Here is a 12,669-nt window from a genome sequence, read left to right as displayed (position 1 = left end):
ATGGACGATGCCGATTCACAATTGGCGTATGGCCTTAAATCGTTTTATGATTGAGTTCGGTGATCGTATTCAAAAACACGATCACTAACTTGTTCCGTGGCATTTACACAGAAATTCTTACAGGCTCGCGAGTCATGTTAAATCAATTTTTCTCCATGCTCTATACCGCTCGAAGCGTATCCTCCAAACTCTTAACGTCGTCTTGTGGCAAAAGCACCTCTATGTTTTTTTCGTCTCGCCAGAAGCCAACGATCCAAGTAAATGGCAACTCGTTTTCTTGATCTATAACTTTCAAACATTTCAACACTTCATTTCGAAGTCTAATAACTTCACTATCTGGAGTACTAGCATTCATCTTGATTTGAATCCCAAGCTCGTTCCACATTCCCGCAAAGTGATCCTCAATTTGAGTAACGAAAGGCAAATCAGCTACCTCACGAACACGTGCAACTACTAAGTCTTCGCGTGGCAATCGTTCCTGCTTGCGTTTTTTTCTTCCGCTCATGGATTTAACCTTAATTTAATAAAAATGCATACTAACTTGTCGAATAAAAAATCACAATTTGTTTGAATGCTCTTGAAATGCGCATTAAATCTAGCTTGATTTACTCATACTGAACGCACAAGCAGTATCGCTAAATCGATGAAATAATCACTTCACAGTCCTACTGTAAAACCCTCAGTTATTTCCACTACTCGATTAGTGCATCCAATTAAGCAACAGCTTATCATTGAAAAAATTAGCGATGCCACCATGATCGAGCGGAGTTAGGCGCAACTCTATACCACCATAAAATAATTAAAAAAACAACACGCATTAACAGCCTCTTATATTGCACAGAAAAACAAAAGGTGCTACTTTAGTGTTACCTATTATTTTTCAAAGCACCGAGGCTTGCCATGTCCACGACATCACTCAAACTACCCGACGAACTAAAGCAGAAAGCGAGTGCTGCTGCGATGGATTTGGGTGTCACTCCACATGCCTTTATGGTGGAAGCGATTCGTAAAGCGACGCTCGCGGCAGAAAAACAAGCTGCATTGATCAATGATGCACAGGCCGCGCGTGCTGCAACTTTGGAGTCAGGATTGGGCTATGCAGCGCATGAAGTACATCAGCACTTGCGTAACAGCATTAAGGAAAAAATGGATGCAGCTAGCAAGAAAAAAACTGTCGCGCCTACGAAACTCACTGCCAAACCATGGCGCGCATAATTTATTCGCAACAGGCGCTCAATGACTTGGAAAGATTGGTCGATTTTCTATTCGACTATGATCCCAACATCGCTTTAAAAACTTTAGATTTAATTCAAGAGGCCATTTTTCTGCTTGAACATCACCCACTGATTGGCCGACCTATCAAAGAAGAATTGCGCGAATTGGTGATCTCGCGTGGCAACACAGGCTATATTGGTCTATATAGCTTTGAAGAATTTGATGATGTCGTTCTCATCCTTGGAATACGGCATCAACGCGAAGCTGGCTATGAAAATTAGTCGCATCAATTAGCATGCAGAAAACGAATAATCCACTCGTATGATACTTCGTTCAAACTCCAAACCAAGACTACATCACCGTCGCCTTAGCGCAAATTGCCCCAGTCTGGCTGAACCGCGTCGCGACTACCGCAAAGATTGTCGATTGCATTCAACAGGCAGAAAAGCAAAATGCGCGACACTCAAAAAGTCAAAGGGCAAACCCTCACACTCAAACATCCTCTCTTTCTATCCATCGTTAGATAACGACCTCATTGACAGTAAAACAAACGCTTCCAGCATATTGACATAATTAAGAAGCAATAAGTCCGTAAAAGATGACTCTCGAATTGCGAAGCAAAAACAAAAGGCACTGCCATGTTGAAAGTGCTTGCCTCCCAAGTCTCTAAAGTATTCTATGTTCGCAAAACGACTCAACTATCAGACGATATCCCGCGAAAAATGAATGATGCAGAAATTGATTTGAGTGTCAAAGCAAATTCCTTTGTGATTAATGCAATTCGGAAGGCTAGACGTACCGCGGGAAGACGAGCCGTTTTTTTCAACGATACATACAGTGTACGCCGTGCAACTGTACGATTGGTGCCGATCAAATAATATGACCACATACACCAATGAAAATTCTGGGTACAATAACTGCTCTTCAACACATGGGGGTAAGGCAATACAACGTGCCCTCCTACAATGGACATATTGATTATCCTTGGTTTAATTCTGGTCAATGGCTTGTTTGCCATGTCAGAAATCGCGGTAGTTTCTTCGAAACGAATCCGATTACAGAAACTTTCCGATAATGGCAGCCGTGGCGCAAGAGCGGCTCTAGAACTGTCCGACAGTCCAAGTCGTTTTTTATCCACCATACAAGTTGGCATTACGCTCATCGGCATTTTCAATGGTGCGTTTGGTGAAGCTTCACTGGTCGCGCAACTCATGCCAAAACTTGAACACCTGCCCATGATTGGGCAATTTGCCAGAGAAATCGCCTTAGTGATTGTGGTGGTGGGGATTACGTTTTCCTCCTTGATTCTGGGTGAGCTTTTGCCAAAGCGGATTGCCATGCAATATCCAGAAACGGTTGCTTCACTCATCGCCGCTCCAATGCAATGGTTGTCACGCATGATGGGGCCATTTGTCAAAATTTTGACTATCACGACAGAAGCCTTGCTGCGTTTGATGGGATTACACCAACCTAAGAACAATGCGGTCACCGAAGAAGAAATTACTGGCATGCTGAAAGAAGGAACGGATGCCGGTCTGTTTGAAAAAACTGAACATGAAATTGTTTCGCGCGCACTGCGCCTTGACGATCAACGTGTCGCGGCTTTAATGACGCCGCGTATGGATATTGATTTCATTGATATCGAAGAATCGCTTGACTATAACTTGGCGAAAATTGCTGCTAGCCCATATAGCCGTTTTCCAGTTTGCAAAGGCGATCTCTCAAATGTGATTGGCATCATTCATGGTGGCCATTTATTCGATCAAGCGATCGAAAAGCAATCCATAGTCAATGTCGACATTGCCGAGGCGGTCACGCCTCCGCTCTTCATACCAGAAACTTTAAGTGCGATGCAGCTACTCGAAACATTCAAAAAAAATCGCGCCGAATTCGCGCTTGTCATCAATGAATATGGCGAGATTGAAGGTATCGTGACCTTAAGCGATGTACTTGGTGCTTTAGTCGGTGATGTCGCCGCGATCGACAATAATCAAGAAGCAGATTCTGTACAACGTGAAGATGGGTCATGGCTGATTGATGGTGGCATTTCATTCGACCGTTTTCGAGAAGTTTTGGCTACAGACGTTAGATTTCCAGAAGAATCGTCTGGCTCCTACCATACCTTGGCTGGCTTCGTTTTAACTCACTTCGGCTACATACCCAAGTCGTCGGAATATTTCGAATGGGCGGGATTTCGTATCGAAGTTGTTGATCTGGATAAGAACCGTATTGATCGTTTATTGGTCTCAGAAGTTGTTACGGAAGACTAGAAACCTTTATCGCCATAGAACCTACTTGTCTTAAAAAAATCCTTTGGAATTTTCCATGCAAACTTCTCAGCAAGACCACATCACCGTCGCCCTAGCCCAAATCGCCCCCGTCTGGCTCAATCGCATCGCTACGACCGCAAAGATCGTCGACTACGTCCAGCAAGCCGCTAAGCAAGGTGCGCGCTTGGTTTGTTTTGGTGAGACTTTATTACCCGGTTATCCATTCTGGTTAGATCTCACCGACGGTGCGCGTTTTAATGATGATGTGCAAAAGGATCTGCATGCTTATTACGTGCAGCAAGGTGTAGATATCGAAGCGGGTGATTTAGATAGTATTTGCAACGCCGCGAAAACGCATCAGATCGCTGTCATGCTCGGTTGTTTAGAGCGTCCGAAAGATAGAACAGGTTACAGTGTGTATTGTTCTTGCGTGTATATCGGTGCGGATGGCGTAATTGGTTCTGTGCATCGCAAACTGATGCCGACTTATGAAGAACGTCTGACCTGGGCGGCAGGTGATGGCCACGGTTTGCGTACCCATGCGCTAGATGGTTTTACAGTCGGCGGACTAAATTGTTGGGAAAACTGGATGCCTTTGTCGCGCGCGGCATTGTATGCACAGGGCGAAGATTTACATGTGGGGATTTGGCCTGGAAATTTGCGTAACACGGAAGACCTGACGCGCTTCATTGCGAAAGAAGGTCGTAGCTTTAGTATTGCGGTATCAGGTCTAATGCGCAGAGAAGATATTCCTACAGACACACCACATCGCGAAAAAATTTTGGCGCGTTGCCCCGACATCTTAGCGAACGGTGGCTCTTGCATTGCAGGACCGGACGGTAGTTGGATCGTTGAGCCTGTGATTGATCAGGAATGCTTATTGATCGCGACTTTAGACAGAAACCAAGTTAGACGCGAACGCCAAAATTTTGACGTAACCGGACATTATTCACGTCCGGATGTCACACGATTAGTGGTGAATCGCCAGCGTCAAACACTGGCGAGTTTTGAGGATTAAATTTACGGCTTACAGAGTCATTACTTCTCAGATTACTTCTCAGTTAAACCACGACGCTCAAGCAGTGGCTGAATGTTTGGTTCCTGCTCCGAAAAATCACGATACAGCTGCATCGCATCTTTACTGCCACCTCGTGAAAGTAATTTATCGCGGAAGCGGTCACCATTGGCGCGAGTTAAGCCGCCGTTATTTTCTATCCATTTGACGGTACCTGCATCCAGCACTTCAGACCAGATGTAAGCGTAATAACCTGCTGCGTAGCCGCCCATGATGTGGCCGAAGTAGTTGGTACGGTAGCGAGGTGGTACAGCGGCATAATCGAGGCCAACATCTTTCAGTGCTTTTTCCTCATACGCCAATACACCGTTGGCTTTTGGTAGCTTGTCGGCTGACACCTGATGCCAACGTTGATCGAGCAGCGCTGATCCTAAATAGGAAGTCGTAATGAAGCCTTGATTAAATTTTTTCGCCGACAATACCTTATCTAACAACTCTTTCGGCATAGCCTCGCCGGTTTGCCAATGGACCGCATAGTTTGACAATATCGATGGCCAGGTCGACCACATTTCATTGACTTGAGATGGAAATTCCACAAAGTCGCGTGGCACATTGGTACCGCTAAAATACGGGTACTTCACATTCGAGAAAATGCCGTGCAGTACGTGGCCAAATTCATGGAACGAGGTCTTCACATCGTCCCAAGTCATCAGAGCTGGTTTGCCTGCCGTTGGCTTAGCAATATTCAGATGGAACGCCACCACGGGTTTGGTTCCTAGTAAATCTGACTGATCAACGTAAGAGCTCATCCAAGCGCCGCCGCGTTTAGAGGATCTTGCATAAGGATCGACAATAATCAATGCCAACTGAGAACCGTCTTCGTTAAAGGCTTCATACACGGTGACATCTTCATGGTAGACCGGCAGATCTGTGCGACGCTTAAAAGTCACGCCATACAATTTGGTGACTGCATGAAAAATACCTTTTTCCAAAACAGAGTTTAACTCCAGATAGGGCTTGAGCTGATTCTGATCAAAATTGTATTGCGCTTTACGGACCTTCTCAGTGTAGTACGACCAATCCCAAGGCGCCAAGGTAAAACTCTTTTGCCCCTTGGCTGCTTGCTCGCTATCGATCATGGCTTGCAAAACTGCGCCTTCTTTGCGCGCATTCGCAACCGCTGGCAGTGCGATTTGGGCTAACATTTTATTGACGGCTTCTGGGTTTTTAGCGGTTTCTTCCGCCAAGCTAAACGCAGCGAAGTTTGGGTAACCCATGATCGCTGCACGCTCAGCGCGCAATTTTGTCACATTGGAGACTATCGCACGATTATCCCATTGGTTACCACGGCTACCTCGCACGATCGATGCCTTGTGCAGACGTTCACGTAATGCGCGGTTATCAAGTTGCGGCAAGAGCGGCTGGATGGTGGTGTTCAGCAATGCGATACGGTATTTACCCGGCTTGCCATTCTCTTTGGCCGACGCGGCAAGTTTATCGATCTCGTCATCAGACAAACCCGCCAGATCAGCACGGTTATCCACAATAAGTGCGGAGTCGTTGACTTCGGCTAATACATTTTGGTTGAACTTAGTTGAGAGTATTGCCAGTTTCGCGTTGATGGCTTTGACACGCATTTTTTGTGCTTCGGTCAAATTTGAACCGGCACGAACGAAGTCGGTGTAATAACGCTCGACCAAGCGCACGCTTTGCGCATCCAAGCCTAGCGTGCTACGTTTTTCGTATAAGCCTTTAATACGTGCAAACAATTGAGCGTTGAGGTAAATACTGTCATTATGTGCAGCAAACTTTGGCGAATAATTTGCATCCAATTTTTCAAGCGCGTCGTTGGTGTTAGCGCCGGTAAGATTGCCAAATACCACGATAGCTCTGCGAAGCAACTGACCTGATTTTTCCATGGCAAGTATCGTATTATCGAACGTTGCAGCAGCAGGATTTTTCGCAATGGCATCAATTTCTTTGATGTTTTCTGCCATACCGCGATCAAACGCCGAGGCGAAATCACTGTCTTTAATTTTATCGAACGGCGGATACTGGAGAGGCAGCTTACTTTCCTGATAAAAAGGATTTGTCGTTTGCGCTGCTTCGGTCATCGCAGCTTGCGCTGGTACGGAAGTTAACAATAAATTTCCAGCAGTGAATGCAATCGCTAGCGATAGCGCGATAGGAGTCTTAAGCAACATGATTAGCCTTTGTTAGGTTAAATTACTTCTACAACCGAGGGGTGGTTCAAGCACCAGCACAGAAGTATACTCGATTGCGAAACAAGAACCGATCTTTCCCACTGGATCGATTCCGCTTTGAAATAACGCTGTAGGAGTAAGAATTCAATAGAAAGAAACCCTTAGCAACAGCATCTGATGATTCAATTCTACTCGATTGCACTAGCCAACTTCACAACGCTCTCTTCTTGCATACGTTTCAAGGCCAACAAGGCAGCCTCTAATCCCGTATCTTTATTGTTACGCAAATCTGCTTTTGTAAGCGTCACGGTCTGATCAGGAATTACACCAACGCCCTCGATTCGCTTGCCATTGACCGGTGCAAAATCAATCTCGCTATAAGCTAAGGCACCGCCGCCTGGCACATTGGCATATCCCAAATAGCCAAGCAAACAACCACAACTAGTTTCACCTATCACTTTGGCACGGCCGATACTCTGTAGACTACCCGCAAAAAATTCACTAGCACTAGCGCTGTCGCCATCCACCAAAACCACCACAGGGCCAAGATAAGGGTTTTGCACACCACGAAGTTCAAGCTCCAATTTTCCGGTGCTAATTAATCCGAACAACATGGTGGGTGATTTACCAGTACGAGTGATCCGCTTACCGATGGCGATATTGCCCTGCACCAGTTGATTCATCATCGCCAAAGACAATCCCAGAGAACCACCGCCATTGCCACGCAAATCAATTACTAAGCCTTGTGCTGCACGTACCTTGTCGTAACTTGCTTGAACTTCTTTACTCAAGCTGGCCTCAAATCCTGTCAAACGAAGATAACCATAATTCTCATCCAGCATTTTGCTCGTGAGACTATCCTTGCGCGATAAGTCTGCTCGCAATAAGCTCACCTCCATCGACGATCCATCATTGCGTTCAATCTGTAACGCGATGCGATCGGAAGGTGCGTCCAAGTCACCACTATTGAGAATACGCTTGATACTTTTAGCCTGCGCACGTTCAGTCGAATTCTTGCGGGCCTTACTTAGTTGCAAGCGCCACCAATCACTTGCTTCAATCCCTTCAATCCTAAGTAATTTATTTCCCTTAACGATACCCGCTTTCTCGGCTGCAGAATCTTTTGCCACACTAGTGACGATTAATTCACCCTGTACATCAGTAACGCCCAGTCCAACGCTGTAACTCAGTTTATCCTTGTGATTGGCATACTGCTTTGCCGATAACACGCGGGTATGCGCGTCACCTAATTCCGCGACCATAAGATCGAGACGCTTCCAAAAAGCGTCGTCGGTCGGTGCGTTGACGATAGCCGTTTGATGTTCTTGACCAATTCGCTTCCAATCAACACCATTCAAATTCGGATCGACATAGGCATCGTTCACGCGAGTCCATACAAAATCGTAGGCTCGTTGTCTGGTATCACTATCCAATGCCACTCCGGCTGGCGGCGCGGTATTACCTACATTGCGGGTCAGTATATGATTTGGATCAATCGCTGCACAAGCAAGCAAGAATTGAAGCAGCATGAGCGAAATACTATGTTTGATCCACTTCTGTTGAAAAAAATTCAGCACACGAAAACTCACTTTCCTTGGTTAGCAAAATAATTGATAGCTTCAAAACGTCATTGCATTCTAACTTTTAAGTGTCGTGATCACCAAGGCAAATGTTCACCGTTGTAACTCACAAAACTAGCGGTATCATCCGCTTGCAAGTCATCTAACACATGCAGCATCTCGCTCGCTGCCAAGGATGCTGGCCGCCCTCTCTCTGCGCCACGAAAAGGCTGTGACAGTGCTGACGTCACCGTGCCAGGATGCATGGCAATTACGACAGAATTAGGCTGCGAACGCTTGATTTCTATCGCCGCCGTCTTGATCATCATATTTAATGCCGCCTTCGATGCGCGGTAACTATACCAACCGCCGAGCCGGTTATCCTCGATGCTACCAACCTTAGCGGATAACAAAGCAAACACGCCGCGCTGTTTATCGAGTAACTTAGAAAAATGTCGGAGTACGATTGCGGGGCCAAACGTATTCACCATAAACGTAGATTGCATCTGCGCCATATTTAAATCACCCAATTTTTTCTCTGGCATAAAATCGGCTTGATGCAAAATTCCCGCTGCGTGAATGATCAAATGAAATGGCCCTTGTGATTTGATTTCTGCAGCTGCTGTTTCGATACTTGCCTCGTCGCTTAAGTCGATTGCGGGTACAGAGTTTCTGTGTAAGGCGATCACCTGTGCGCAACGAGAATCGTTTTGCAGTGCTTCGACAAATGCCGCACCAATCGCACCGCTCGCGCCGATGACGCACACGCGGAAATTTTCTGGGAAAGAATGTAATTGCATATTGAACCTTCTCTGAAGAGCTAACAACACAAAACAAAATACGCAGCAAACCGAGTCACTGTCACTCCTGCGAAGGCAGGAGTCCAGCGACCTCCGTTGGTGAACGAAGACGCTGGATTCCTGCCAAAAGCACGCAGGAATGACATTGATGGAATCGCGTCTTGAATTCAAGGGCGGGTGCAACCCGCGCCGTACATATTTAGAACTCGCCCGCTCTACGTGTGGGCGGCGCGGGTTGCACCCGCCTTACGAAATTCCATGTCACACCCAACCTTGTTTCCAGAGCGAGCCATCTTGTAACTCGCGCCAAGAAATAATTTTTTTGCTACCAGAATAAACCGCTTCGATCTCAATCTCGGTGATCGGCAAACTCAGATCATCAGGCTGCACTATGCCGCTCACCAAAAAATGTTTTTGCTTAGCGACCACTTCAACCTTGGTCCATTTACTCAGCAAAAGTTTTTTGGGATTCAATTTGATCGGCTTGCCAACTTCTGACGACTGCTCTCGATTTGATAGATGCATATTTCGCTCACAGTTCATTCAAATTCTTACGCAAATAACTGGCGCGCTCTGACAAATCATGGCGCGCCTCTTCACTCATTTTTCGCAATTGCGGATACACCATGCCTATTCGCGGATTACTCGATAATTGCTTTTCATTGCGTGAGAAAAAATCCCAATACAACGCATTGAATGGGCAGGCTTTTTCTGTAGTGCGTTGCTTTTTATCGTAGTGACAGCCTTTACAGTAGTCGCTCATGCGATCGATGTAAGCCGCGCTAGAAACGTAAGGTTTGGTCGCTAGCACGCCGCCATCGGCGTACTGACTCATGCCCAAAGTATTCGGCAATTCCACCCATTCAAACGCATCGATATACACACCGAGATACCATTCATGCACGCGCTGTGGATGCAAACCGGCGAGCAGTGAAAAATTTCCAATCACCATCAAGCGTTGAATGTGATGTGCGTGCGCTTGCTCCAAAGATTGCCCTACCGAATGCGCCAGACATCGCATCTTAGTTTTGCCAGTCCAGAACCATGCGGGTAATTCGGTTTGGTGATCGAACACATTTTCTTGCGCATAATCAGGCATGAAATGCCAATACACGCCGCGCACATATTCACGCCAACCGAGTATTTGTCGTATGTAGCCTTCAGCGGCGGCAATCGGTACATCACCGCGAGCCCATGCAACTTCGACCGCATCAATCACTTCTCTTGGACTAATCATTTTGACGTTCAACGCGAACGACAGCAGCGAATGAAATAAACGCCACGCCTTACTACTCATCGCATCTTGAAAATCACCAAAGTGCGGCAAAGCTAGACGGACGAAAGCCTGTAATTGCTGCAGTGCCTCATCTCGGTGTAAAGGCCAAGCGAATTCAGTTGAATTGGGTTCACCGAAGCTTTTCACGCCAGCATTCTGGATTGTCGCCCACAGCACACGATGATCATGACGTGGTCGGAAATCTTCAGGCTCCCACGGCAATCCGGGCCAGGCTTTACGATTGTCATGATCAAAGTTCCATGCACCGCCCGCGGGATCTTGGTCGTTCATCAATATTTGATGCTTAGCCCGCATTTGACGATAGAAATATTCCATTAACCACTTCTTACGTCCTTCGAAAATCTTGTCAGCTTCGTCTCTTGCGGTAAAAAAATGTTCACTATCAAACATGTGACAACTCAGCTCCGTGCTTTGCGCAAATACCCGCAACTGTTCGTCTAAACGATACTCATCCGGTGCCTGATATTGAAACTCTTGCGCTTGATAAGTCGCGGCTAATTTTTCGATATTCGCAGGGATCGCATGCAGATTTTCAACATCGTCAATCGCCAAATAATGTACGCGATGGCCGGCTTTTTCCAAGCGCTGTGCGAACTCACGCATCGCTGCGAAGATCGCGATAATTTTCTGCGCGTGATGCAGAACGTAATCAGTTTCTTGCCGCACTTCCATCATGACGTACAACACATCGTCTTGCTGATGTTGAAACCAACTGTGCTGTGAATTAAGTTGGTCGCCTAAAATCAAGCGTAGAGTCTGGGCCTTTGTTCTAAATTTATTCATAGCATATTCCAAAGACGGCGATAACGACCATCGGCATCATGTTGCTTTGCCTGTTTTTGTGGATCAAACCATCTGCCACCTAAATAGCCGCGCGGATCCGTTCCTAATCCTGCCAAATACAGCCAATTGCCTTGATTACTGTAGACGTCGCAATCGAGTAACTGAGACTCGAACCACGCTGCGCCAACGCGCCAATCGCCAGCCAATTCATGCAGCCAATAACTGGCAACTTGCTGGCGCTGTCGATTCGAGACATATCCGGTCATTCTTAATTCGCACATCGCGGCATCGATCAAAGCATCTCCCGTTGCCGCATGCGTCCATTGATGAAATCGTGCAGGATCAAACGCTGGCAATTCGATTGGTGTTTTACATAGTCCACTTGGTCGATAAAGCTGGGCGCCATATTTACGATGTAAAAATCGAAAATAATCGCGCCACAATAGTTCAAACCAAATCCAATAGCTGCTATCGCTTTTGCCGTGAGTTTGTTCAAAATTTTGCAATGCGTGAATAATTTGAGGCGCAGACAAAGCACCACTTGCCAACCATGGTGAAAATTTCGTAGAGAAATCCACGCCACTTAATTGGTTACGCGTTTGCTTATAACTGTGTGCCAAATCAGTAGAAAAATAATTGGCCAGGTGTTGCATCGCCGATCGACTTCCGCCTTGAAACGCCGATTCCCAATAGGGAAATGAAGAACGCTGATCATGAGTCAATGCATGCTTTTCACCGATACGTTTCGCACCAAAATGCAAAATCAATTGCTGCATGGTGCTACTGGGCAAAGTCTGTAACCTTGCTAACTGGGTTGGCACAGGAGCACGAACGGTGTAGCGAGCGGCTTCGACTTTGTGTCGAAACGCCGTGAACTGATCCGGCATTTCTATCAGCTCAAACTCAAAATCGTCCGGATTCAACATGGTCGATTGCCAAATAGCCTGCACCGAAAAACCCAAGTCCTGCAATCCTTTGCGCTGTGCGATCTCTTCCGGTGCCGCGATGTCTTCACACACGAACCTAACATCGTCATAGTGCTTGGCAACATAGGCAAAGAAATCAGTCTGCTCACAAAGCTCACCATCGAGTTCTAGCAATTCGAGTTGATAACTGCTTAGTTGTTGACGCAGATCTACCAATGTATCGAGTAAAAAGGCTTGTCGATGCGACGACATACGAGCAAAGCCCCATATGGTCTGAGTCGTACGCAAACATCCATAGGCTGTCGTATGACAAAACACCGGCAGCAATTCAGCATCAAGTTCACATGCCAAATCGCACGCGTGATTGAGCGCCAGATTATCGCTAACTCTGAGATCATGTCTAAACCAATAAATTATCAAAGTCTTCATCATCAGTTCACTGCCTTATTGGTCGCAATCCGATTACGCTGACAACGCTCGGAACAGTATTTCACCGATTCCCAAACTTTCTCCCATTTTTTTCGCCAAGCAAAAGGCAAACCGCAAGTCACACAGTGTTTGCTTGGCAAATCAGATTTTTTGCGCATTTTCATCAGCGAA

At 46.3% G+C, this 12,669-nt stretch carries 12 protein-coding genes; 4 read left to right on the top strand and 8 right to left on the bottom strand.

The features are described from left to right. Nucleotides 1-160: 160 nt before the first annotated feature. Nucleotides 161-505: a hypothetical protein gene (locus H8K52_RS15965; RefSeq protein WP_186923904.1), complete on the bottom strand. Its 345-nt coding sequence runs from the start codon at nt 503-505 to the stop codon at nt 161-163. 395 nt (nt 506-900) lie between these two features. Between H8K52_RS15965 and H8K52_RS15960 the strand changes: the two genes are divergently transcribed. The 4 genes from H8K52_RS15960 (at nt 901) to H8K52_RS15945 (ending at nt 4,503) form a co-directional block, all read left to right on the top strand. Further along, nucleotides 901-1,215: a CopG family ribbon-helix-helix protein gene (locus tag H8K52_RS15960; RefSeq protein ID WP_186923903.1), complete on the top strand. Its 315-nt coding sequence runs from the start codon at nt 901-903 to the stop codon at nt 1,213-1,215. Further along, the gene (locus H8K52_RS15955; RefSeq protein ID WP_186923902.1) at nt 1,203-1,496 is read left to right on the top strand and encodes a type II toxin-antitoxin system RelE/ParE family toxin; all 294 of its coding nucleotides are present in this window, start codon (nt 1,203-1,205) and stop codon (nt 1,494-1,496) included. The genes H8K52_RS15960 and H8K52_RS15955 overlap by 13 nt, the downstream gene beginning before the upstream one ends. A gap of 684 nt (nt 1,497-2,180) precedes the next feature. Next, nucleotides 2,181-3,485, top strand: coding sequence for a hemolysin family protein (locus H8K52_RS15950; RefSeq protein ID WP_186923901.1), 1,305 nt, complete (start codon nt 2,181-2,183; stop codon nt 3,483-3,485). 55 nt (nt 3,486-3,540) lie between these two features. Then, nucleotides 3,541-4,503, top strand: a complete 963-nt coding sequence (locus H8K52_RS15945; RefSeq protein ID WP_186923900.1) for a carbon-nitrogen hydrolase family protein — start codon at nt 3,541-3,543, stop codon at nt 4,501-4,503. A 32-nt stretch (nt 4,504-4,535) separates the two neighbouring features. Here H8K52_RS15945 and H8K52_RS15940 read toward each other — a convergent pair whose 3' ends face one another. The 7 genes from H8K52_RS15940 to H8K52_RS15910 form a co-directional block, all read right to left on the bottom strand. After that, nucleotides 4,536-6,704 (bottom strand): M3 family metallopeptidase, encoded by a 2,169-nt coding sequence (locus H8K52_RS15940; protein ID WP_186923899.1) that lies wholly within the window; start codon nt 6,702-6,704, stop codon nt 4,536-4,538. A 188-nt stretch (nt 6,705-6,892) separates the two neighbouring features. Beyond that, nucleotides 6,893-8,233 (bottom strand): S41 family peptidase, encoded by a 1,341-nt coding sequence (locus H8K52_RS15935; protein ID WP_186923898.1) that lies wholly within the window; start codon nt 8,231-8,233, stop codon nt 6,893-6,895. 128 nt (nt 8,234-8,361) lie between these two features. Next, entirely contained in the window at nt 8,362-9,063 is a 702-nt protein-coding gene (locus H8K52_RS15930; RefSeq protein WP_186923897.1) for an SDR family NAD(P)-dependent oxidoreductase, read from the bottom strand. A 261-nt stretch (nt 9,064-9,324) separates the two neighbouring features. Next, a complete protein-coding gene (locus H8K52_RS15925) occupies nt 9,325-9,588 on the bottom strand; it encodes a TIGR02450 family Trp-rich protein (RefSeq protein WP_186923896.1) in 264 nt (87 codons plus the stop codon). 7 nt (nt 9,589-9,595) lie between these two features. Next, nucleotides 9,596-11,143 (bottom strand): cryptochrome/photolyase family protein, encoded by a 1,548-nt coding sequence (locus H8K52_RS15920; protein WP_186923895.1) that lies wholly within the window; start codon nt 11,141-11,143, stop codon nt 9,596-9,598. After that, nucleotides 11,140-12,498: a DASH family cryptochrome gene (locus H8K52_RS15915; RefSeq protein ID WP_246464597.1), complete on the bottom strand. Its 1,359-nt coding sequence runs from the start codon at nt 12,496-12,498 to the stop codon at nt 11,140-11,142. Before H8K52_RS15915 ends, H8K52_RS15920 begins: the two co-directional genes overlap by 4 nt. 2 nt (nt 12,499-12,500) lie before the next feature. After that, a complete protein-coding gene (locus H8K52_RS15910; RefSeq protein WP_425507548.1) occupies nt 12,501-12,656 on the bottom strand; it encodes a DUF2256 domain-containing protein in 156 nt (51 codons plus the stop codon). Nucleotides 12,657-12,669 lie beyond the last annotated feature (13 nt).

It is taken from the genome of Affinundibacterium seohonense (assembly GCF_014284305.1).
GTDB classification, from domain to species: Bacteria; Pseudomonadota; Gammaproteobacteria; order Burkholderiales; family Burkholderiaceae_D; genus Undibacterium; species Undibacterium seohonense.
This window is presented reverse-complemented; position numbering and strand designations above follow the sequence as displayed.